Consider the following 23978-nt stretch of genomic DNA (forward strand, 5'->3'; position numbering starts at 1 on the left):
TATTTCCTTACGAACGGTGGATTTTTCAGGATATTACTCGAGTGAATGAGGATACCTTGATTTACCCCAGGCATGAACAGCTATACGATTTCCAGCTGGAATCAGCTCAGCCCGTGAGAGTGGAAAACGTTAATCATGCAATTGGCATGAACCAAAAGGCTTGTTATGGACATCCAGATACTGACACCAGCACCGCCAGGGTCGAGGGCGGGGAACCGTGCGACGGCAGAGCGTTGGCAACGATTGCTCGAGCAGGCCGGTCATCGGGTTCGGGTGCACACCGAGTTGTCATCCCAGCCGTGCGACTGCTTTATTGCGCTGCACGCCTGGCGCAGCCATGAAGCCATCGAGGTTTTCCACCAGGCCCGTCCTCAGGTACCGTTGATTGCCGTACTGACAGGGACCGACATCTACTACCACCAACATCAATACCCCGATGACACTCTTCGCTCAATGGCGCTGGCAGACGCTCTGGTCGGACTGCATCACCGTGTGGCTGAGGACATTCCGGAGGCGTTCCGGAGCAAGTTGGTGACCGTCTTGCAGTCAGCGGATCGGATTCCAGCCGCGGAACCGGAGCAAAGCCGGGCCGCCACAGGTACCGACGCGTTCGAGGTGTGTGTGATCGGACATCTGCGGGACGAGAAAGACCCACTCAGAGCGGCGCTGGCATGCCATCATCTGCCCGCCGAATCACGCATACGCGTCACCAACGCGGGCAAAGCCCACAACCAGGAATGGCGCGTTAAAGCGGAACTGGAGCAGGCCCATAACCCCCGCTTTCAATGGGTCGGTGAGCTCAATAAGGCAGACACCCAGGCGTTGATGGCACGCTCCCGCGTGATGGTCATCAGCTCTGTTATGGAAGGTGGTGCCAATGTGGTTTCGGAAGCCTGCCGGGCCGGGCTGCCGATTCTGGCATCCGACATTTCCGGTAATCGGGGCATACTGGGTGACGACTACCCGGGGTATTTCCGGGTCGGGGATGAGCGACACCTCGCCGAACGCCTGATGCGAGCGGACACCGATGCGGGCTACCTGGCAAGCTTGCAGGCGCTGGTATCGGACAAGGCGTCCCAATTTGTTCCAGAAGCGGAGCAGGGCGCCTTGCTGCTGGCGATAGAACAGGCCACCGCCAACAGCAAAGCAAGGCTCAATCCCGAAGGGTGATGGGCTCGATGGGCCCGCTTTCGTCCTGAGGCAGAACGCGACCGATGATCGCTGTGTGCGGGTAGCCCAATGCCTTGAGCTCGCGCACGCAATCTTCCGCAGCGTTCGCCGGAACACTGGCCAGCAGACCACCTGCGGTCTGGGGATCAAAGATCAGTGGATAACGGGGGTGTTTAACCCAGCGCTCCTGATCTCGAATACCCCGACGAAGACGGATGTTAGCCGGCTGCAGCGAGCTGAGTATTCCCGCAGTTGCGGTCTCCTCCGCGCCCGGCAGAACCGGAATGGCAGAAAGGTCAAGTTCTGCGTCAACACCCGACGGGCGGGTCATCTCCACCAGGTGACCCAGCAACCCGAACCCGGTAACGTCGGTGCATGCCTTTGATCCATGCCTGTGCAGGCATTGCGCTGCGCGCAGGTTGGACTGAATCATGGACGCCAGTGCCGCATCGATCCAGCGGCCTTTGGCGGCCAGTCGGGCGTGAGCCGCAAACAGCGTTCCGGTTCCGATAGGCTTGGTGAGAATCAGTACGTCACCGGCCTTAAGCCCGCCTTTGCTCATGACATCGTCAGGATTGATCAGGCCATTCACAGCAAAACCGAGGGCCAGTTCCTTGCCTTCACCGGTATGCCCGCCCACCAACGCGCAACCGGCCTCGTTGAGTACCTGTACGGCACCAGACATCATCTGGAAAACCACGTCCTCAACTTTGGATTCTATGCCATAAGGCACCGTGGCAACGGCGGTTGCGCTCTGTGCTTCTGCACCCATGGCAAAGACGTCACCGAGGCTGTGGTTGGCAGCCACCTGACCAAACACATAGGGGTCATCAATGAAGGCGCGGAAAAAGTCCACGGTGTGCACCACCGCCTTGCCCGGCGGCACTCGCAACACAGCGGCGTCGTCCGGTGCGTGCAGGCCAACGAGTATGTCATCCCGCTCGATCGGCCGCAGTTCACTCAGCGCTCGCGACAACACCGTACTGCCTACTTTAGCGCCGCATCCGCCACACCGCATGGCCACCGCCGAAATCGCCTGAGAGGCCTCTTCAGGGCTTTGTGCGGCGGCGGTATCCGGTAGCGCCGTGTTTTCCTCCATCGGGGGCAGATCGCTGAATTTTGCCATGAACCGTTGGTCGATCCAGTTTTTCCAGCGCCACACCCAGGTGCCGGCAACTGAGAAGTCGCCACGGGAGGCCACCGCAAACTGATCGCCGGTACTGATCAGGGCAAGCCATTTTTTCTGGGGATTGAACGCCTTGGCGGAGCGGCCGGTGGCCATCCGTTTCAGGTTGTCCGCCAGCGGCGGTCCCTGACGCACGGCAAATACGCCAGCCTTCTCCCGGGGATGGTTGATAACGTTGGCAATATCACCGGCGGCGAAGATGGCATCGTCGTTTTCCGCCTGCAGTGTGTCCCTCACACGGATAAACCCGCCGTCATCCAACGCAAGCCCGGTGTCAGCCAGCCATGCCGGACCGCCCGCACGGGTTACCCAAAGCACCTCATCCACATCAAAGCGTTCGCCGGCTTCAGTTCGGAGCCGACCGGCTTCCACCTCGGCAACCGCCGAACCGAGATGAAGTTTTACGCCTCGGCTGCTGAGTGTTTCCTGGAACACCGCACGAACCTTGTCATTGTGCGTCGGCAGAATCTGCGACGCCGCGTCAAACAGGTGGAAGTGCAAGTGATCGGGATCCATGCCCCGCTGCTTGAGTTCATTCCGCAGACGGAACTGCATGGCGAGGGTGAGCTCGACACCACCAGCACCGGCACCTACCACGGCCACCGTCATCGGGCCCTGGTGGTTTTCGATCCGCGTCAGCAGTGCAAGCCAGCGGTTGTTGAAACCGGTAATGGGTTTCACGGGTACGGCGTGCTCTGCGGCTCCGGTGACGTCCGCAACCCGCGGAGATGAGCCGATGTTCACCGACAGCAGATCGTAAGGCACGTCGGGCCGATTACGGCACAGAACCCGTTTGCGGTTCCGATCAATTCCGACCGCTTCATCACGGTAGAAACGTGCACCGGCGTATTCTGCCAGGCGACTGAGATCAATGTGCACGTCATCGTAGGAGTAGTGGCCAGCCACGTACCCCGGCAACATGCCGGAGTAGGGGGTGTGAGTGTCGCGGCAGATCAGCGTCAGCCGCACACCCGGAACAGGGTTCATGGCGAACCGTTTCAGAACCCCAACGTGGCTATGCCCGCCGCCAATCAGGACGATGTCCCGTAGTACAGGCTGCTCAGGCGTTCGCATTAAAGTGCTTTCTTGGCTTCGTCAGACAGCGTTGCAAAACCCTTCATTTTTGCGAAGGCCTGCAGCTTTTCCTTGTCGGCAGCGGATGGGTTGGCAATCTGATCAATCGACGTGATTCCGGCTTCCTGCATTTTAGTGGCAGTGGCCGGCCCGATACCTTTCACCCGGGTCAGGTCACTCTTGTTTGCTGGCTTGGCCGCTTTGGCTGCCGGCTTGGCCGGAGTTTTCCTCGCAGGCGCCTTTTTGGCCGTCTTTGTGCCGGTTTTTGCCGGACTCTTGGCCGCTGCAGTCTTGGCCGCCGCTTTGGCCTTGGGTTTCGTCTCGGCCAGTTTCGCAGAGGCGGCATCGCTGGCCGCTTTCAGTTCTTTTTTCGCGTCTTTACCGGCAATGCCCAGACGCTCCAGAACGTTGTTCTGCAGTTCCTGAAACTCGCTCATGCGGCGCTCGAACTCATCGTTAAACCGCTTCATTTCACGGTCGCGCAGCTCATCCACTTCCTTGAGAAGCTTGCGAACCGGTTCCTGAACCTGGTTCTGCAGGTTGTCGAATTGCTTCAGAGCGTCGTTGATCAGGCTTTCAATCTGTGAGGACGTCTTCTCGAATTCCTTGTTCACTTTTTTAACAATTTTATCCACGCTTGGCTTGGCTTTCTTGCCCATGAAGAGTATCTCCTTGCGGTTTGTTCAGAGTAAGGGAGTGCTGGATCAGGCCGTTTGCTGTAAGCCGGAGGCCGAACCGGGGGAACGCCGTGATTTCAGAGATTTCTTTTTATTGACCACCTCGCGAATGCGACGCAGCTTCTCCGCCAGGGGAGAGTTCCCCGCATCAGTGAATTCAAAGAAATCAATGGAGTAAAAGAAGTTGCTGCAGTGTTTTCTGCGCTCTGTGACCAATCCGGACACACCTTCTGCCTGAATGTTCTCGAAGGGCATGTCCATGATCAGATCAATGATGACGGTGTCGCCGGGATTGAACACCTTGTCGGTTTTCATCACACAGCCGAAGTTGTCGAACTCGAACAGCCTGGCTTCCACGGTTTCCCTGCGAAAGAGTCCCCGTTTGATGCGAAAGCGTGCGATCAGGTCTGGTAATGCTTCGTTCATGAAAAAATCTCGAGCTCTTCTGTGATCCCGGAAGACCCGGGTGGCAGTGAAACCGCGAATGATTGATTAAACAATAGCCACACTTCCTGACTTTGGCAACGACGCAGACTCGATTTTACAACAAGGTCAGCGCCATACAATGAAACGCTCAGGCAACTCATCAACTGCCACAGGCCTCATGCCAGGCCAACTTACCGGGTTTTGATCTCATACATGTCGGTACGCCGATCCTTCAGGTTGGTCACGGACCCCTCGTTGCGTACCAGCTTCAACTTCTCCAGATCCATGTCGGAAAACATGATCATTTCTGTGTTCGGGGTGGTCTCTGCCATCACCGCATCGTGGGGGAAGGCGAAGTCCGAGGGTGAAAATACGGAAGACTGGGCATACTGGACGTCCAGATTTTCTACCTTTGGCAGGTTGCCGACACTGCCGGTGATCACCACATAGCACTCGTTCTCGATGGCACGGGCCTGACCACAATGGCGAACCCGCAGATACCCGTTCTTGGTGTCGGTCCAGAATGGCACGCAGATGATGTCAACTTCCTGGCTTGCCGCAATGCGCCCAAGCTCCGGGAATTCGATGTCGTAACAGATCATGATAGCCACCCGACCGGCGTCGGTATCAAACACCTGGAACTTGTCACCCCCTTCTATGACCCAGTCTCTGCGCTCGTGGGGGGTGATGTGGATTTTCCGTTGTTCATCCACCCGGCCGTCCCGATGGCAGAGGTATGACACGTTGTAGACCCGGTCATTCTCCAGCAGCGGCATAGAGCCGGTAATGATGTTGATGTTGTAGCTCACCGCCATCTCCGACATCTCGTTGCGGAACTGCTCGGTAAAGCCGGCCAGGAACCGGATGGCCCGGGTCTGGTCCATCTGGTCGGTCAGGCCCATCAGCGGCGCATTGAAAAATTCCGGGAACAGCGCAAAGTCGCTCTTGTAGTCAGAGAGGGCGTCGACAAAGTATTCCACCTGCTTCAACACTTCGTCCACAGAGGTGAATTCCCGCATCTGCCACTGCACCGCGCCCAGGCGCACCTGGGTTTTCTTGGTACTCAGCACCGACGTAGGCGGAGTGTAGAGAATGTTTCGCCATTCCAGCAGGGTAGCGTAGCCCAGCGACTTCTCATCTTCCGGCAAATACTTGTGCATCAGGCGGGTGACCTGGAAGTCGTTGGAGAGCTGAAACGTCAGGATTGGGTCGTAGATTTCCTTGCGGTCGACACGCTGGATGTACTCAGCCGGCGAGTACTGCTCGGAATACTTGTGGAAATTGGGAATGCGGCCGCCGGCAAGGATCGCGCGCAGGTTCATGGAACGGCACAGTTCCTTGCGGGCCTCGTAAAGCCGCCGGCCCAGACGGTAGCCCCGGTACTCCGGGTGAATGAATACATCAAGACCGTACAGAGAATCTCCCTTCGCGTTGTGCCAGATTTTCTCGTTGCGCAGAATCAGATCGTCGTAGGTGTGGGGGTTGCTGAAGCGCTCGTACTTGACGCAAACGGTCAGCGCCACAGCGATCAGTTCACCGGAATCCTCGATGCAGATCTGGCCGTCGGGAAACTGCTCCACCAGCGCTTTGATGGTGTCTCTCGGCCAGGCACCACCGATATCGTCGTAAATGCGATCCATCAGCTGTTGAAGCTGGTCGTAATCATCCAGGGTAAGATTGCGGAGATTAAGGTGCAGCTCTTCATGGGCCATAACAGGGAGGCTCCCGGCAAAAGAATGAGAAGTTCACGCCCGATACAGAGGTATCAGGGTCAGCGATCTGTCCGACTTTAACAGATGGCACTAAAGACTTCGCATAAAGGACGGAAAGACTTACCTAACTTCCTTGATTATCCTGCTCATGCACCAGAGCCTGTCACGCGGCATCAGCGGCTGAATACTTGCAGCCGCCGGCGGAGGTTGCTGAGGGTCTGGCGGCCGATGGCGCGGGATTCCTCGCTCAGGAAGGGGTTGCGCAGCACCACAACGTTGCGCTGGTCCAGGGCGAGTTCCTCAAGTGGCTTACCGTAGTACGTTTTCAGGAAGTGGCCGAAGCTGCCGTCCACAATGGCCCGCTCCATGCCAAGCTGAACCCGGTGAGCTGTCAGGTAGTCGTCCGGTGCGGTAAAGAAATAGGAAGGCATAGGGTAGGCGAGCAGGAGGGTAGGCTCGATCACCAGATCGGGGTCGTCCTCGATCGCGAGATCGAACGTGACCTCACTGACGCCGCGGGCAAAGCAGTCGAAGCGATCATTCCGTAACATCCGGAACAGAATCTCATAGCGGGTATGTGTAACGACCGGAATGTCATTGACTTCCAGAATGTCGGTGTCCGGCCAGTGCAGACCCTGCCCAATGCGGATGCCCCGGTCCCGTATGTCCTCCACGGATTTCACACCATCGAACAGGGGTAGGGAATGAGGGCGTACAACGCATACCCGGAATCCCAGGAGGCCGCCATCAATGGGGATCGGGATTGCCAGTAACGCCGACTCCCGCTCCCGACTGCTGGCCACGTTGGCAATGTCGATCAGCTTGCTGCGGGATTCTGCCATCTCGCGCAGCACGCGCCCCTGACCCATCTCAACACTACGTACGACGCGGAAGTCGCCGTATTCCGGTGTCTTGGCAAGCGCAAGCTGAAGCAGTGCCAGAATGGCCGGGCTGTCAAAGTTTCGGTACCAGAGTTTGTATTCCCGCACCGGTGGGGGCTGGTACTTGTCTGCAGCAGGCACAGCCGCGGCGACGGGCTCCAACAGAAAAAAAGACAACGCCAGCACCAGTGCAACGCGCACGGCGGGTTGTCTCCAGCACCGAGGACTGTCGGAATAGCTGGCCATGCTTGGCTTTTCTCCCTGCTTCCGGATTGCGGGATCGTCGTTTTCACGCAGTTTAGAACATAATTCGCAGATGTAACTGTGCCTAATTCTAAAAAACTGTAAAAGACGCTTGCGAAACCCGGAACCGGCCTGCAATCATTCCATCACTCGCCGCAATGGCCTCTATCCCCGCACTTAACGGAATACAGCATCATGGCATTCATTGACAGCCTTATAGGCGCTACCGGACAGTGGGTATCCAGCAGTGATCCCAGGGCACCGATCACCAATCCCGTTGCATGGCTGAAGAAAACCAGCGGCTACGCGGCGGTAAACCGGATTATTGGTCTGGCCATCCCATTTGCGCCGCGAAACGGGTTCAGTGTTGAGGAGGTTCGCCCCGGGTTCGTCAAGGCACGAATTCGGCTAAAGGGAAACAAAAACCACTTTGGTAGCCTGTACGCGGGCGCCTATTTCCTGGTGGCGGAAATTCCCGGAGGCGTGCTGACGTTATTCGATCTTGGGCCGGCATACACGCCGATTCTGAAAGAGATGACCCTGCAATTCCTGCATCCTGCAAACTCGGATGTCACCGTGACCTTCGAGCTGGATTCAGACACCGTGAGGGCGATCAAGGCCGAGGCCGATGAAACCGGCCGTGCCGCATTTGCCCTCGAGGGCATGCTGTATGACAACGAAGGCAATCACGTGGCCACGTCCATTGCCCAGTATCGGGTTCGCAAGAAGGGCTTCACGCCTCGCTGAGATCGCCCAGCGTCTGCAGAAAAATCTCGCCGTATTTTTCCAGTTTTGCGGTGCCCACGCCGTTCACTTCAGCCAGTTCTGAGAGCGAAGTGGGCCGCCGTTCGAGCATGTCAAACAGGGTGGTGTCGTGGAAAATCACGTAGGGCGGCACGCCCTGTTTGTCCGCCAGTGCCTTGCGACAGGCTCGCAGGGCTTCCCATCCGGCCTGGTCGGTAATCTGGTCACTGATCTTCGCCTTCGCACTGCCGGAGCCCGAGCGCCCTGAGGACTTCACCGGTGCCGGGTCCTTACGAAGCTGGATGGGTTGCTCACCCTTGAGCAGGGGGCGGCACTGCTCGGTGAGTTGCAAAGAGCCGTAGCCCTCTGGGTCCGCCCGCAAGTAGCCGTTGGCCACCAGTTGGCGAAAGACCGATTTCCAGTCATTGGCGGACAGTTCCGTGCCGATACCAAAGGTGGACACCTTGTCGTGGCCGAACTGGCGTACGCGCTCGTTGTCGGAGCCTCGCAGGACATCGATCAGGTAGGTCACGCCATAGCGTTGCCCGGTTCTGAATACGCAAGACAGGGCCTTCTGCACCGCCACAGTGCCATCCCAGGTATCCGGCGGCACGAGACAGGTGTCGCAGTTGCCGCAGGGCTCATCCAGAGTGTCGCCAAAGTACCGGAGCAGCACCTGCCGCCGACAGCTGGTCACTTCACACAATCCGAGCATGGCATCCAGCTTCTGGCGTTCAACCCGTTTGAACTGATCGTTCCCCATGGACCCTTCGAGCATCTGGCGCAGCTTGATAACATCCTGCAGCCCGTAGACCATCCAGGCTGTGGAGGGCTTGCCGTCCCGACCGGCCCGGCCGGTCTCCTGGTAATAGGCCTCAAGGCTTTTCGGCAGGTCCAGGTGCGCCACGAACCGCACGTCGGGCTTGTCGATACCCATGCCGAAGGCAATGGTGGCCACTACGATGACTCCGTCTTCCCGCAGAAAACGTTCCTGATTCCGCGCCCGCTCAGGCGCATTCAGGCCGGCGTGGTAGGGCAGAGCGGTGTAGCCTTTGTCCGACAACATGCGCGCGGTTGCGTCTACCTTGTTCCGGGACATACAGTACACAATGCCACAGTCATCATCATGTTCTGCTTTAATAAAGTCCAGCAACTGCTTGTTTGCATTTGTTTTCGGGGATATCCGATATTGAATGTTCGGGCGATCGAACCCGCTGACAAAGTGGCGGGCCTCGGTGAGTGATAAACGCTCGGCAATCTCCTGTCGGGTGCGTTCATCGGCGGTTGCGGTCAAGGCAATCCGCGGCACCGTGGGGAACTCCCGCGCCAACAGGCTCAGCTCCAGATAATCTGAGCGGAAATCGTGGCCCCACTGAGAGACACAGTGGGCTTCGTCAATGGCAAACAGGGAAATGGACGCATCGTGCAACAGATCCCGGGTGCGCGGCTGGATAAGACGTTCCGGCGCGCAGTACAGCAGGTCGAGCTCGCCGGTCATCAGCGCGTTTTCGGTGTCGCGGGCCTGGGCGTAATCCATGGTGGAGTTCAGAAACGCGGCGCGAACGCCGAGCTCGTTCAGGGCGGCAACCTGATCCTGCATCAGCGCGATCAACGGGGATATCACCACCGCCGTACCCGGACGGACCAGCGCGGGCACCTGATAGCAAAGGGATTTACCACCGCCAGTGGGCATCAGTACCAGGGCATCGCCGCCACTGACCACTTCACGAATGATGTCGCCCTGCAGCGGGCGGAACGTTTCATAGCCGAACACCTCGTGCAGAACCTGCTCGGGGTCTTTGAGGGAGAGGGTCGGGCGTTCTGTGCTGAGCTGATCGAAGTCCATGGATTGCCAGTGCCGGGATGCGGAAAGGGTCGCTGCCATACAATGCGAAGTGCGAAATGATACCAGATTCGCCAGCTCAGTTGAGGCAAATGCCGTGGATAAACGCTACAATATCGCGATTTTCAGGGTCATCGCCCCCGAAGTTCAGCCCTTGACTGACACCGAAAACAACAGGAACTCCATGCAGGAATTTGACGCCATCCGTCCCTATTCGGACGAAGAAACCGGCTCTGCCATCCAGCGCCTGGTGAATGATCCGGAATTTCTCGACATGATTGCCCGTTTCAAATCCCCCGCTTTGGCCCGTTGGGCGCCGGCGCTGGTGAGGGTCTGGATCAAGCGTTGGCTGGTCAGCAATTTCGGGCATCTGCAGCGGGTGGATGATCTGCAGTCCAAGGTATCCGGTCACGTCAGCGAACTGGTGGATCATACCACCACCCGGGTGACTCAAAGCGGACTGGAAAATCTCGACAAGCACAGTGCCCACCTGTTCATCTCCAATCACCGCGACATCGTGTTCGATCCCATGGTGGTGAACTACCTGCTTTATGCCAATGGGTTCAACACCACCCGCATTGCGATTGGCGACAACCTGTTGGCGAATCGGGTGTTTGCCGAGATGATGCGGCTGAACAAGAGTTTCGTGGTGCGCCGCAACATGACCAGCCCACGGGAAATGCGTGACGCTTACATCATGCTGTCCGGATTCATCAATCACAGCATTGATACCAATCACAGCATCTGGATAGCCCAGCGGGAGGGGCGCGCCAAAGACGGCCTCGACGTTACCGATCCGGCTATCATCAAGATGTTCTACATGAGTAAGAAGAAAAGCGGCCTGGATTTCGCGGAAGCCATGAATCGCCTCCACATTGTGCCGGTCTCCATCGCTTACGAGTACGACCCCTGTGACGTCGACAAGGCGAAGGAGCTGGAAACCCGCGCCCGCACCGGCAGCTACACCAAGGCGCCGGGAGAGGACACTAAACAGATCATGAAGGGGCTGACAGGATTCAAGGGCCACGTGCACGTGCACTTCGGTGCCCCGATCGCCGATTCGCCGGGTAACGCCAGGGATCTGGCTGCCCGCATAGACCGGGAAATGCACGCCAACTACCACCTGCATGCGTCCAATCTGGTGGCTCACCGGCAACGGGGCATTCATCCCCAGGCCCACACCACGCCGGATACCGTGACCGATGCGGTGGTTACCGCGGAAGCCTGGTCACCGGCGGAATTTGAGGCCGCGGAGTCCGAGATGGAGCGCCGGCTCGAGCACTGCGAACCGACCATCCGGCCGTATCTGCTGGACATGTATGCCAACCCGGTGGTCACTGCGCTGCAGGCCAGTGAGCCAGCAGCCGATCACCAAACTGACGATTGAGGTATGTTTGTGCCGGAACTGAAGTACATCGAACTGGAAACCAATCCGAACCCCACCGCTGCCGTGATCTGGCTGCACGGGCTGGGCGCCAGCGGTCATGATTTCGAGCCGGTGGTTCCCGAACTGGGCCTGCCCGCCGACGCGGCTGTCCGGTTCCTGTTCCCCCATGCCCCGGAGCTGCCGATTACCATCAACGGCGGCATGATCATGCCCGGCTGGTATGACATCAAGGGCATGAACATTGACCGGGTAGTGGATACAGCACAGCTGAAAGTGTCTGCCGCCGCCGTCGCCCGGATGATCGACCGTGAGATCGAACGGGGTATCCCGGCGGCGAACATTGTGATTGCCGGGTTCTCCCAGGGTGGCGCCGTGGCCTACGAACTGGGCCTGAGTTATCCCCAGCGTCTGGCCGGAATCCTCGCTCTGTCTACCTATTTTGCAACCGCAAAAACGGTGGAGCCATCAAAGGCGAACGCCGGCCTGCCCATCAATGTTTACCATGGTACGTTTGATCCGGTTGTTCCGGAATCCCTGGGGCGCCGAAGTGTGCAGCAACTGGAAGCAATGGGATTCCAGCCACGCTACGAAACCTTCCCGATGGAGCACAGTGTCTGCCTTGAAGAGATCCAGGACATCGGCCGCTTTATCGAGCAGCACGCACTCTGACGACACGCACCTCGGGCTCACAACCAGACCATGGCCCCCATCTCCAGCGGGTGGGTCAACCCCTGGTGGTAGGGGTACACGCGGATGCGCAGTGATTGCAGTCCAGGATAGGGGGGCAGAATCCGCGTTGAGAATACCGTTGTCCCTCCGGTGTCCGCGTCGGTATTAGTCGCTGTGTTGTGCTGAAGCAGGAACCGATCCGGGCCCGGGCAGTCGTGGGTGCCGGTGCATTCCGCCGTCACCAGACACTCTACCCGCACATCCTCCGGCCACAGACCATTGAGCTGAACATTGACCGACAGCGAGATTTCTTCATCGTGGAGACAGGTTGCGGCGACACACTGGTTGACCGACAGGGACACCCCGGCCCAGTCCTGTCGGACCCGCTGTTTCCATTCCGCCAGTTCGATGGCCAACCGGCTGCTGTCTGCGGCCAGCTTTATGCCTTGCATTGTGGCAGGCCGGTAATACCGCTCGACGTAGTCCATCACCATTCGCTGGCTGTTGAACCTTGGCGTAATGGTCTTCATAGACGCTTTTGATCGCTGGACCCAGCCTTTGGAATAGCCCTGGGAGGCGCGGTTGTAATAGAGCGGCACAATCTCGAACTCAATCAGATCCAGCAGGTCACGGGCTTCCTCCTGATTGCGAAATTCCAGGTCAAGTTCCGTGCTGCGGGGGTTGATTGCCCAACCATTCTTGCCGTTATAGCCCTCGCCCCACCAGCCATCCAGCACACTCAGGTTGAGGGCGCCGTTCAGCGCGGCTTTCTCACCGGAGGTGCCGCTCGCTTCCTTGGGGTATTCCGGCGTATTCAGCCACACATCCACGCCACTGAGCAGTCGTCGGGCCATCGCCTGGTCGTAATCTTCCAGCAGGATGACGTGCCCCATCAGCGCCGGTTGCATCGACAGGTCGTGGATCACACGAATCAGCTGTTGCCCGGGTTTGTCCTTGGGATGCGCCTTGCCGGCGAACACCAGCACCACCGGGCGTTCAGGGTCAGTAAGCAGACGTTCCAGACGGTCGAGATCCGAAAAAATCAGCGTGGCGCGCTTGTACGTGGCAAAGCGGCGGGCGAACCCGATCACCATGGTGTCTTTTTCCGGCGACACCAATTGACGCGTCATGCGTTCGGTTACCGAGTGACCAGTGCCGTTGCGCCGATGCTGGCGCTTGAGACAGCGAACAATGTAATCACCCATCTGCTGCTTGAGCGCCTTGTGCACACTCCAGTAATGGTAATCGGGGATCCGGTCGATGAACTCCCAGAACTCCGTATTCCGCAACTCGCTTTTCCAGGTCGGGGCCTGGATATCGAACAGGCTGGACCATTCCGGTGCCAGGAACGTCGGCACATGCACACCGTTGGTGATGAAGCCCATGGGGTTCTCTCTAGCCGGCACCTGGGGCCAGATGTCACCCTCCATGCCAGACGCAACCCCGCCATGAATCCGGCTGACCCCGTTATGAAACCGGGACCCACGTAAGCCCAGACTGGTCATGTTGAAGGAGTCGCCGGAGGATTTGGAGCCCAACTGGAAAACCGACTCGAACTCCAGGCCCGTCTCGGCGAGGTAAGCAGCGAGATGATGCTGAACCAGTGCGCGGGGAAAAATATCGTGGCCCGCCGGCACCGGCGTGTGAGTCGTAAACAGTGTGGCGCCGGCATTGAGCTCCAGCGCCGCTTCAAAGGACAGGCCGTCAGCCATGGCCTGGCGGCAACGCTCGAGGATCAGAAAAGCGGCGTGCCCCTCGTTAATGTGCCAGACCGTGGGGCAGAGGCCGAGAGCGCTCAGCACCCGAGCTCCGCCAATACCCAGCACCATCTCCTGGCTGATGCGGGTGGTTTCATCACCACCGTACAGCTGCAGGGTCAGTTCCCGGTCACCAACCGTATTTTCCTCAACGTGGGTGTCCAGCAGATATAGCCGGATATGGCCGACCCGGGCTTCCCAGACCCTGGCGTGAACAAGGCGGCCGGGGAAGGGCACGGATACCCGCAGCGGCTCACCTTCCTGTTCGACCAGTGATATGGGCAGTTCGTGGCTGTAATGGGACTGGTAGCGAGCAATCTGCTGCCCTTGGGCATCGATGGTCTGGATAAAATAGCCTTGCTGATACAACAGGCCTACCGCCACGAACGGCAGCCCCAGGTCACTGGCGGCCTTGCAATGGTCACCGGCGAGAATCCCCAACCCTCCGGAGTAGATCGGAAAGCTCTCGTGAAAGCCGAATTCAGCGCAGAAATACGCCACCAGCGCGGTGTCAGGATCCAGGCGGGTGGTTACCTCCGGCCCGGGTTCGGCGTCCAGATAAGCATCGTAACTGCTCAGTATGCGGCGATACTCGGAGAGAAAGGCGCGATCTTCGGCCGCTTCTTCCAGGCGGTTCTGCGCAACCCGCCGCAGAAACAGCTTCGGGTTGTGCGCCACTTTCTGCCACAACCGCAGGTCAATCCGCGCAAACAGGCTTCGAACACCGTGATCCCAGCTGTAGAAAAGATCGTTGGCCAGCTCGTCCAGGCGGGTGAGTGCCTCAGGGATGGTAGGCCGGGCTTCCAGTTTGAATTCAGTGGCGTTGTGCATGATTGTCGCCTCCCACAGGGGCTGCCCCGTTAGTCATCATCCGTGCTCTGGCGGGCGGCCAGAGCCTGGCGGTAGATGTTGGTGTATTCCCAGGCGCGGGTCTGCCAGGAATAGTCACCGGCCATACCGTTGCGTTGCAGCTTGCGCCAGGTTTTCGGATCCCGGAAAGCGTCCAGCGCCCGGTCGATTGCCGCACACAGGGCCGGGGGTTCCGGTTTGCTGAAGGTAAATCCGTTCGCCTGATCGGCGCTCGCGGTTTGCGGGTCGAACACCGTATCAGCCAATCCGCCCACCCGGTGTACCACAGGTACGGTGCCGTAGCGCATGCTGTACATCTGGTTGAGCCCGCAAGGCTCGAACCGTGACGGCATGATGAAAAGGTCGATGCCGGCAGTGATGCGGTGGGCCAGGGTTTCGTCAAAGCCGAGTGTCACCGACAGCTGTCCGGGATGGTGTTCGGCCAGATCGAGCGCAGCCTGTTCGTAGTCACGCATACCCGAGCCCAGAATCACGCACTGGCAACCGCTGTGCAGTAACTCCGGCAGAACGGCCAGCAACAGATCGATGCCTTTTTGCTCCACCATCCGCCCGATAAAACCCAGTATCGGGCCCTCGAAGTTGGTGTCGAGACCGACCTGCCGCTGCAGATCCCGTCGGCATAGCCGCTTGTTTCCCAGAGACCGGGCACTGTAATGATGGTCCAGGAGCGGGTCGGTTTGCGGATCCCAGTGGCGGGTATCGATCCCGTTGAGAATGCCGGTGAGGGCCGGATGCCGGAAGCGGAGCAGCCCATCCAGGCCGCAGCCCAGCTCCGGTTGGCAGATTTCCCGGGCGTATCCGGGGCTGACCGTGGTCAGGAGGTCGCTGAACACCAGCCCGCCCTTGAGAAAGGACAGTTGGTCGTGAAATTCCAGCCGATCGAAACGCCAGAGCGCGTCTGGTAACTCCAGGGCCCGGAAGACGCCGTGGGAGAAGAGCCCCTGGTACGCCAGGTTGTGGATGGTGAACACCGTTGCCGGTCGCTGGCGAGTGTTACTCAGAAACACGGGGACCAGCCCGCTCTGCCAGTCGTTGCAGTGCACCAGGTCCGGCACCCAGTCAAGGCCAGCCTGGCCAAGCGCCATCCGCGCTGAGACCCGGGCGAACAGACAGTAACGCTGGGCGTTATCCGCCCAATCCTGGCCTTCGGCGTTCTGGTAGGGGCTACCCGGGCGGTTAAACAGAGGCTGGCAATCCACCAGCCACAACACGACAGCGGTGCCGGGTAACCGTGTCTGCCAGAGTGTCACATCGTAGCTCTCGACATTCAGCTGCGCCCTCCGGCAAGCACCGCTGGCAACGGCCGCCGCCATTGCTTCGGGGTAGCCGGGGAGAACTATCTGCACGTCGTGATCCATCGTGCACAGGGCTTCCGGCAAACTAGCAGACACGTCCGCGAGCCCGCCGGTCTTGATCACCGGGTGCACCTCACTGGTCACAAAAAGCACCCGGGTCACAATGGCTGCTCCAACACCACCGCACCCAGCGGGGGCAGGGTGAGCGCGATGGACTGGGCCTGTCCCATCCAGGGCTGTGAGTCCGCGGTGAGCGGCAACGAATTCCCCAGATTGCTGCCGCCGTAGTATACGGAATCAGAGTTCAGTCGCTCAGTCCAGACACCGGAGCTGGGCACGCCAACCCGGTAATGGTATCGGGGCAACGGTGTAAAATTAATGATGACGATGACCCGTTGTGCCTCTGCCTGCCTGAGAAAGCTGATCACTGACTGGGTGGAATCGTGACAGTCGATCCAGGCAAAGCCATCGGGTCGGTAATTGGCCCGGTGCAGGGCCGGCTGTTCTTTCAGCAGGTAGTTAAGATCCCGCACCAGCTGTTGCAGGCCCAGGTGCTCTTCCTGCTCAAGCAGTGACCAGTCCAGCTCCCGTTTTTCGCTCCATTCCCGGCGCTGGCCGAACTCACCGCCCATGAACAGCAACTTCGCGCCAGGGTAGGTAAACAGATAAGTGAGCAACAGTCGCAGGTTGGCCCTTTGCTGCCAGTCATCTCCGGGCATCTTGTTCAGCAGGCTGGCTTTCTCGTGCACGACCTCATCGTGCGACAGGGGCAGCAGAAAGCTCTCACTGAACGCGTACAACACGCCGAACGTGAGCTTGTCGTGGTGGTATTGCCGGAATACCGGATCCTGGCTGAGATAATCCAGGGTGTCGTGCATCCATCCCATGTTCCATTTCAGGCAAAATCCCAGCCCACCCACCGATTCCGGTCGCGTGACCTGGGGCCACGAGGTGGACTCCTCAGCCATGATCATGGTGCCGGGGTAGCGCTCGCGGCAGATCTGGTTCAGTTCCCGCAGGAATTCGATCGCCTCGAGATTTTCGTGGCCACCGTGGATGTTCGGCAGCCAGTCGCCCTCGTCGCGGGAGTAGTTCAGATATAACATCGACGCCACCGCATCCACCCGCAGACCGTCAATGTGAAAGGTGTCCAGCCAGAACAGCGCACTGCCAATCAGAAAGTTGCGCACTTCATGGCGGGCGTAGTTGTAGATCAGGGTGCCCCAGTCCTGGTGCTCGCCCTGGCGGGGGTCCTCATGTTCGTACAGAGCGGAACCGTCAAACCGCGCCAGGGCGTGGGTATCCTTGGGAAAATGGCCGGGCACCCAATCGAGCAACACCCCGAGGTGGTTGCGGTGGCAGCAGTCCACGAAATAGCGAAAATCGTCCGGTGTGCCGAACCGGCTTGTGGGCGCATAGTACCCGGTTGTCTGATAGCCCCAGGATTCATCAAGGGGGTGCTCGGTAATCGGCAACAACTCGATGTGGGTGAAGCCCATGTCCCGCACGTAGGGCACCAGCTGGTCGGCCAGTTCGCGGTAATTCAGCCAGCGCCCTGAGCCGTGAAGCCGCCAGGAGCCGGCGTGTACTTCGTAGATCGAGAGTGGCTGATCCCGCCAGTTCCAGCAGTTGCGATGGGCCAGCCAATCACCATCGCCCCAGCTGAAACGACTACGCTGAGTCACCACCGCTGCCGTCGCCGGCCGGGGTTCGAAGGCTTGACCGTAGGGGTCGGTCTTGATCAGTTGTTCACCGTCGCCGATGGTAATGGCGTATTTGTAGAGGGCACCTGCAGCCAGCTGCGGCCGGAAACACTCCCAGACACCACTGTCCTGGCGCTTATGCAACGGGTCAGCGCCTGGCTGCCAGCCGTTAAAATCACCGATCACACTGACGGCTTGCGCAGCGGGCGCCCAGACTGCAAACCGCACGCCTTCGTCACCACCGTAGCGGCAAAGGTGAGCGCCCAGCACGTTATAGATGTGCCAATGCTTTCCCTGTCCGAAAAGGTGCAGGTCGAATTCGCTGAGGCTTGGGCTTTCCATAGTCCGAAGAGCTTCCCGACGTGTTCTGTTTCTGGTTCCGATCCATTGGACGCCAATCAGGCTGATCAAATAATGATCCGCGACAAGTTTTCGTCATGTTGTCGATGCTAACCTTTCAGCCATGATTGATACGTCAAAATATAGTCTATTATTCCTTCAGGGGCAGACGAGGGAAGCCGAAGACCGACAGGGTAGTCAGGGAAGCCGCCATGCAAACCGCCAAACGTTTTGTCAGCCGACTCACACGCCAGACCCTCGCACTGGTGCTGGCTGGAGGTCGGGGATCACGTCTGTACGACCTCACCAAGTGGCGCGCGAAACCCGCCGTCCCATTCGGTGGCAAGTTCCGGATCATCGATTTTCCATTATCTAACTGTATCAACTCCGGTATCGGTCAGGTCGGGGTGATTACCCAGTACAAATCCCACTCCCTGATGCGCCACATCCAACGCGGCTGGGGCTTTCTGCGCGGAGAACTTGGCGAGTTTGTGGAACTGCTGCCGGCGCAGCAGCGCATCGAGACCTCCTGGTACGAGGGCACAGCGGACGCCGTGTTGCAGAATCTGGACATCATTCGCAGCCACGCGCCCGAGTATGTACTGATCCTCGCCGGGGACCACGTCTACAAGATGGACTACGGCACCATGCTGGCCTATCACGTGGAGAACGACGCAGACGTCACCGTGGGCTGTATCGAAGTGCCGCTGGAGGACGCGTCGGCATTCGGTGTGATGTCGGTGAATGATGAGCTGCGGATCACCGAGTTTGTCGAGAAGCCAGAGCAACCCAAACCGATGCCGAACCAGCCGGAGAGGGCATTGGCATCCATGGGTATCTATGTGTTCAGCACACGGGTTCTGTTTGATGAATTGCTCAGGGATCATCAGCTTGCCACGGACTCTTCACATGATTTCGGCAAAGACATCATTCCCTCCATCATTGCCCGCCTGCGGGTGATGGCATTTCCTTTCCGCAACCCGGTACAAGACAAGCCGGCCTATTGGCGAGACGTGGGCACCATCGATTCCCTGTGGCAGGCCAACCTGGAACTGATCGGTATCAGCCCGGAGCTGAACCTCTATGATCCGGACTGGCCCATCTGGACCTACCAGGAACAGCTGCCGCCGGCAAAGTTCATTTTTGACGATGACAACCGCCGGGGCATGGCAGTAGATTCCATGTTGGCCGGAGGCTGCATCGTCTCCGGCGCGTTAGTCCGGCATTCCCTGCTGTTCTCGCAGGTGCGGGTACATTCGTTCACCACGGTATCGGATGCGGTGATTTTTCCCGATGTGGATATCGGCCGCCACTGCGAAATCCACCGCGCCATTATTGACCGTGGATGTCGTATTACGGAGGGCACCACCATCGGCGTCGATCCCGACAAGGACCGGGAACGGTTCTACGTGTCACCCAAGGGCGTGGTGCTCGTCACCCCCGAGATGCTCGGGCAGGATTACCCCCATGGCCTCTGACCGCCGCACGCCCGTGGTCTTTTGCTGGCACATGCATCAGCCGGGCTACCGGGATCAGAAAACCGGTACCTTCCTGTTTCCCTGGGTGTACCTGCATGCCCTGAAAGACTACAGCGATATGGCCGCCCACCTGGAGGGGCACCCGGGTGCCCGAGCTGTGGTGAACTTTGCCCCGATCCTGCTGGAGCAGATTGAAATCTACCTGGTGGATATTGAACGCTGGCGCCACGGTGCCGGCGAGATCGGTGATCCGCTGTTGGCGGCACTGGTAGCTGGCGAACTGCCGGAACCCGGCGCGCCGGGGTTCCTCGACATCATGGAAAAATGTTTGCGGGCCAACTCTGAGCGCATCATTCAACGCTTTCCAGCCTTTGCCCGCCTGTCACAGCTCGCCGACTTCTACCGTTCCCGGCCGGAAATGCAGCGATACATCGCCCCGGCGTTCCTGTCCGATCTGCTGGTATGGTATCACCTGGGCTGGATGGGCGAGATCATCCGCCGCCGCAATGCCTGCGTGCAGTCGCTGCAGGAGAAGGCTCAGGGTTTCAGTGCCGATGACCGCATCGCTCTGCTGAACGTGATCTTCGACACCCTCGCCGGCATTGGTCCTCGCTACCGCCACCTGGCCCAGACCGGCCAGGTGGAGCTGTCCGTCAGCCCCTACAGTCACACCATGGTGCCGTTACTGATTGATCTTGGTAGCGCCCGGGAAGCCATGCCGGAGATCCCGCTGCCCGCCCACAGCGGTTATCCGGAAGGTATGGCCCGCGCCCGGTGGCAATTTCAGCAAGCACGGGAGGTGTTCCGACGCTTTTTCGGAATGGAGCCGACCGGATGCTGGTCGTCGGAAGGGGGCCTCAGCCAGCAGACACTCCAGCAACTCGCGCAAGCTGGCTTCCGGTGGACGGCAAGCGGTGATTCCGTACTCCACAACAGCCTGCGTTCGGCGGGAGCGGCCGGGCAGGGAATCAAGAACCCGTCCATTCATCAGGCCTACCGGTTCGGCGATGCGGACATCACCGTTTTTTTCCGGGATGACGGCCTGTCTGACCTGATCGGGTTTACCTACGCAGACTGGCACGCCTCGGATGCTGTCGCGGATCTCACCTCTCATATGGAAACCATTGCGTCCCACGGCACTGATCACGGGCCTCAGGTGATTTCGGTAATTATGGATGGGGAAAATGCGTGGGAATACTATCCGGAGAATGCCTTTCACTTTCTCGATGAACTGTACGAGGTTCTCGAGAGCCATCCCCGCTTGCAGCTGACGACCTACCGGGAGCTGCTTGAGCAGGGCGATCTATCGCCGGTCAGCCTACCCACGGTCGTCGCCGGCAGCTGGATTTACGGCACCTTCTCAACCTGGATGGGAGACCCGGACAAGAACCGCGCCTGGGATCTGCTTTGTGAGGCCAAGCAGCATTTTGATCGCGCCGTGGATAACGGCGCGCTGACGACGGAACAAAAAGCGGCCGCCACGCAACAGCTGGCAATTTGCGAAGGCTCAGACTGGTTCTGGTGGTTTGGTGATTACAACCCGGCCCAGGTGGTCAGTGATTTCGAACACCTGTACCGGCGGCACCTCGTGAACCTGTACGAACTGATTGGCTACCCGGCACCCCCTTCGGTGTTCCAGAAACTGAGCCAGGGCAGTGGCGCTCCCGCCCGCGGCGGCGCGATGCGCCCGGGCCATGATGCGGACACCGGCGCATGACCTCCGGCCGCCAATTATCGGAGGTTCTGAACCACCGGCGCGCAGGCGTGTTGCTTCATCCAACCTGTTTGCCCTCCCGGCACGGACTGCTCGGCCAGAGCGCGCGCCGATTTCTGGACTTCATGGCAGAGGCCGGCCTGACCGTTTGGCAAACCCTGCCTCTGGGACCGACTCACGCGGATCTGTCGCCCTATCAGTCGTTATCCGCCCACGCCGGCAATCAGGAGTTCATTGATCTTGAGGAACTGGTAGCGGCGGGCCTGGTCCGCCAGGATGAGCTGGGTTCGGAAAACAACAGCGCGCAGCGAAAATCTGTTCTGGCGCTGGCAAGTGACCGCTTCTTCAACGATTCAGAGGCGCGACCCGAGGCATCGGGCAGGGATGAATTTACCGCGTTCTGCGCTGCTAACGCGCAGTGGCTGGATGACTACTGTCTGTTCTGCGCCATTCGTGAGGTCTATCCCGACCAGAGCTGGCTGGGCTGGCCCAGTGAGCTGAGAAACCGGGAGCCCGGGGCATTGGCCCGTTTTACGGAAACTCACTGGGAATCACTGCGACGACTGCGATTCGAGCAGTTCCTGTTCGACACTCAATGGCATCGGCTTCGGGATTATGCCAGCGAGCGGTGCATTCTGCTGTTCGGAGACATCCCCATCTTCGTGGCACACGATAGCGCCGATGTGTGGGCCGAACCATACCTGTTCAAGCTGGACAAGAATGGCCAGCCACAATGTGTGGCCGGCGTGCCACCGGATTATTTCTCGCCGGAAGGCCAGCACTGGGGCAACCCGGTCTATGACTGGGACGCGATGGCAAAGAACGACTATGCATGGTGGTTGTCGCGTCTGGACACCCAGAGGCGTTTCTTCGATCTGATCCGCATCGACCATTTCCGGGGACTGCACGCGTATTGGGAAATCCCGGCCGACCAGCCGGCACCGAAGAACGGTTATTGGGTGGAGGGCCCGGGCACACGATTCCTTGAGGCCTGCTTCGGGCGTTTTCCCGATTTACCCCTGGTGGCCGAAAATCTGGGCATCATCAGCGACGAGGTGGAGGCACTGCGTCATTCCTTTCGCTTGCCAGGCATGACCGTGATTCAGTTCGGATTTGACGGCAGCGCCGGCAATCCCCACCTGACCCACAACCAGCGGCGACGGGATCTGGTGTATTCCGGCACCCACGACAACGACACCACCCTGGGTTGGTACCTGAGCCTCGACAACCACACCCGCGGATATGTTGATCATTACCTCGGAAACTCTGCGGACCCGATGCCATGGCCGGTAATCCGGGCGGGCTTCCAGTCAGTCTGCCAACTGGCCATGTTTCCGATGCAAGACTTGCTGGGTCTGGACGGAAGCAGCCGCTTCAATACGCCGGGCACGACCTCAGGAAACTGGATCTGGACACTGGATTGGAGTCTTTGTGCAGACGGGTTAGCTGACCGTATTCACGAATTGGCAAGACTTTACGGGCGTCTTCCCTAGGCTTGCATGGGAGACGAATTGCAGGTGGTTAATAGTTGATCTGAATCAACAGCGGTTTTCCCGTATAGGGTCTATTATTTGATCAATAATGACCCAACTCGGGTGTTCGATCAGCGAATAGGGGAGGCCCCATGGAACACAGGCTCAGCAAGCGCATATTGGGAAAGCTCGGGCTTCTGGTTTACAAGCGCGGCTTGCCGGTCGCGACGGGACAGATCCGCGACGCCAGCAAACGCGGGCTATTCATTGCCACCGATTACACCGATGTTCAACTGAATCAGACAGTTGAGCTGGAATTCAGATTTCCGGACCGGAAAGAAAATGCTTTCCGTCGCATAAAGGCGCACGTGGTCCGCAAATGCGACAACGGGCTCGGGGTGGATTTCGAGGGAATGGATAACGATGGGTTCACCATCACCGCCTTGTTGTCCTGGCTCCACAAGCACAATCACATCGTCAGCCACTTTCCACCAATACGGCACAACTCCTATCACTGAGCACTGCAATTTCTGCAACAGGGAAGATCATCATGGAACGACTCAAGGACAAGGTGGCCATCGTAACCGGTGGCGCACTGGGCATTGGCAAAGCAGCGGTGACGAGAATGGCGGAGGAGGGCGCCGCTGTGGCCATTTTTGACTGCAAAGATACGGAAGGCGAAGCGTTGGCAGTGGATCTGGTCGAACGTGGCCTGAAAGCCCATTACTGGCACTGTGACGTGGGATTCGAAGCCTCGGTGCAAAGCGCTATCGGCAGCGTAAAAGGGCACTTCGGTCGAATTGACGTGCTGGTCAATAACGCCGGAATTGCCGGCGCAAACAAGCCAACCCATGAGTTGACGGAACAGGAATGGGACGAGGTGCAGCGGGTGAACGTGAAAGGCGTGTTCTTCTGCACCAAGCACGTGATTCCTTATCTGAAAACCGCGGGTAAGGGCAGTATCATCAACCTGTCATCCATTTATGGCCTGGTCAGCGCGCCGGACATACCCCCCTATCACGCTTCCAAAGGCGCGGTGCGCCTGATGACCAAAACCGATGCGTTGATCTATGCCCCGGATCAGATCCGCGTGAATTCAATTCATCCCGGTTTCATCTGGACGCCGTTGGTGGAGGAGCATCTGAAAACCACAGGTGCCGATCCCGAGGAAGCCCGCAAAGCGACAGCCGCATTGCACCCCATTGGTCACATGGGTGAGCCTGACGACATTGCCTGGGCCATTGTGTATCTCGCGTCGGATGAGTCGAAATTTGTCACCGGATCCGAGCTGGTGGTTGATGGTGGTTACACCGCGCACTGATTGACAGACGGATAACG

Annotated in this window: 18 protein-coding genes; 9 read left to right on the forward strand and 9 right to left on the reverse strand. The window is 58.9% G+C overall.

What is annotated here, in order from left to right:
- Nucleotides 1-165: 165 nt before the first annotated feature.
- Nucleotides 166-1170: a selenoneine biosynthesis selenosugar synthase SenB gene (gene senB, locus R0125_RS07495; RefSeq protein WP_317237704.1), complete on the forward strand. Its 1005-nt coding sequence runs from the start codon at nt 166-168 to the stop codon at nt 1168-1170.
- Here the strand turns inward: senB and selD are convergent.
- From selD to R0125_RS07520, 5 genes are all read right to left on the reverse strand, one after another.
- Nucleotides 1154-3430, reverse strand: a complete 2277-nt coding sequence (selD, locus tag R0125_RS07500) for a selenide, water dikinase SelD (RefSeq protein WP_248181209.1) — start codon at nt 3428-3430, stop codon at nt 1154-1156. The genes senB and selD overlap by 17 nt on opposite strands.
- Nucleotides 3430-4089: a helix-hairpin-helix domain-containing protein gene (locus R0125_RS07505; RefSeq protein WP_317237705.1), complete on the reverse strand. Its 660-nt coding sequence runs from the start codon at nt 4087-4089 to the stop codon at nt 3430-3432. The genes selD and R0125_RS07505 overlap by 1 nt, the downstream gene beginning before the upstream one ends.
- Before the next feature lie 45 nt (nt 4090-4134).
- Entirely contained in the window at nt 4135-4533 is a 399-nt protein-coding gene (locus R0125_RS07510) for a hypothetical protein (RefSeq protein ID WP_248181212.1), read from the reverse strand.
- A gap of 191 nt (nt 4534-4724) precedes the next feature.
- A complete protein-coding gene (locus tag R0125_RS07515; protein WP_248181214.1) occupies nt 4725-6245 on the reverse strand; it encodes a bifunctional GNAT family N-acetyltransferase/carbon-nitrogen hydrolase family protein in 1521 nt (506 codons plus the stop codon).
- A gap of 173 nt (nt 6246-6418) precedes the next feature.
- Nucleotides 6419-7372, reverse strand: coding sequence for a hypothetical protein (locus R0125_RS07520; RefSeq protein ID WP_317237706.1), 954 nt, complete (start codon nt 7370-7372; stop codon nt 6419-6421).
- Nucleotides 7373-7564: 192 nt separating this feature from the next.
- Between R0125_RS07520 and R0125_RS07525 the strand changes: the two genes are divergently transcribed.
- On the forward strand, nt 7565-8116 hold the full coding sequence (locus R0125_RS07525) for a PaaI family thioesterase (RefSeq protein WP_248181217.1): 552 nt from the start codon (nt 7565-7567) through the stop codon (nt 8114-8116).
- Here the strand turns inward: R0125_RS07525 and recQ are convergent.
- Nucleotides 8103-9959 (reverse strand): DNA helicase RecQ, encoded by a 1857-nt coding sequence (recQ, locus tag R0125_RS07530; RefSeq protein ID WP_317237971.1) that lies wholly within the window; start codon nt 9957-9959, stop codon nt 8103-8105. The genes R0125_RS07525 and recQ overlap by 14 nt on opposite strands.
- 181 nt (nt 9960-10140) lie before the next feature.
- Between recQ and R0125_RS07535 the strand changes: the two genes are divergently transcribed.
- Together R0125_RS07535 and R0125_RS07540 are read left to right on the forward strand one after the other, a co-directional pair.
- The gene (locus R0125_RS07535; protein ID WP_248181220.1) at nt 10141-11343 is read left to right on the forward strand and encodes a 1-acyl-sn-glycerol-3-phosphate acyltransferase; all 1203 of its coding nucleotides are present in this window, start codon (nt 10141-10143) and stop codon (nt 11341-11343) included.
- 3 nt (nt 11344-11346) lie between these two features.
- Nucleotides 11347-12012, forward strand: coding sequence for an alpha/beta hydrolase (locus R0125_RS07540; protein ID WP_282448233.1), 666 nt, complete (start codon nt 11347-11349; stop codon nt 12010-12012).
- Between the two features lie 17 nt (nt 12013-12029).
- On the opposite strand, the gene glgP is transcribed toward R0125_RS07540, so the two are convergent.
- Genes glgP through glgB form a run of 3 tightly spaced genes read right to left on the reverse strand, consistent with a single transcriptional unit; the run spans nt 12030 to nt 17979 of the window.
- Nucleotides 12030-14600 (reverse strand): alpha-glucan family phosphorylase, encoded by a 2571-nt coding sequence (gene glgP, locus R0125_RS07545; RefSeq protein WP_317237707.1) that lies wholly within the window; start codon nt 14598-14600, stop codon nt 12030-12032.
- A 29-nt stretch (nt 14601-14629) separates the two neighbouring features.
- Complete coding sequence (gene glgA / locus R0125_RS07550) at nt 14630-16096, reverse strand: glycogen synthase GlgA (RefSeq protein ID WP_317237708.1); 1467 nt, start codon at nt 16094-16096, stop codon at nt 14630-14632.
- Nucleotides 16093-17979, reverse strand: a complete 1887-nt coding sequence (gene glgB / locus R0125_RS07555) for a 1,4-alpha-glucan branching protein GlgB (protein ID WP_317237710.1) — start codon at nt 17977-17979, stop codon at nt 16093-16095. The genes glgA and glgB overlap by 4 nt, the downstream gene beginning before the upstream one ends.
- Before the next feature lie 209 nt (nt 17980-18188).
- On the opposite strand from glgB, the gene glgC reads away from it, so the two are divergent.
- The 5 genes from glgC (at nt 18189) to R0125_RS07580 (ending at nt 23961) form a co-directional block, all read left to right on the forward strand.
- The gene (glgC, locus tag R0125_RS07560; RefSeq protein WP_248181228.1) at nt 18189-19454 is read left to right on the forward strand and encodes a glucose-1-phosphate adenylyltransferase; all 1266 of its coding nucleotides are present in this window, start codon (nt 18189-18191) and stop codon (nt 19452-19454) included.
- A complete protein-coding gene (locus R0125_RS07565) occupies nt 19444-21171 on the forward strand; it encodes a glycoside hydrolase family 57 protein (RefSeq protein WP_317237711.1) in 1728 nt (575 codons plus the stop codon). The genes glgC and R0125_RS07565 overlap by 11 nt, the downstream gene beginning before the upstream one ends.
- Nucleotides 21168-22661, forward strand: coding sequence for a 4-alpha-glucanotransferase (malQ, locus tag R0125_RS07570; protein WP_317237712.1), 1494 nt, complete (start codon nt 21168-21170; stop codon nt 22659-22661). Before R0125_RS07565 ends, malQ begins: the two co-directional genes overlap by 4 nt.
- Before the next feature lie 131 nt (nt 22662-22792).
- Nucleotides 22793-23158, forward strand: a complete 366-nt coding sequence (locus R0125_RS07575; RefSeq protein ID WP_248181231.1) for a PilZ domain-containing protein — start codon at nt 22793-22795, stop codon at nt 23156-23158.
- 32 nt (nt 23159-23190) lie between these two features.
- Nucleotides 23191-23961, forward strand: a complete 771-nt coding sequence (locus R0125_RS07580) for a glucose 1-dehydrogenase (protein ID WP_317237713.1) — start codon at nt 23191-23193, stop codon at nt 23959-23961.
- The last annotated feature ends 17 nt before the right edge of the window (nt 23962-23978 follow it).

Source organism: Marinobacter sp. M-5 (assembly GCF_032911545.1).
GTDB lineage: Bacteria > Pseudomonadota > Gammaproteobacteria > Pseudomonadales > Oleiphilaceae > Marinobacter > Marinobacter goseongensis.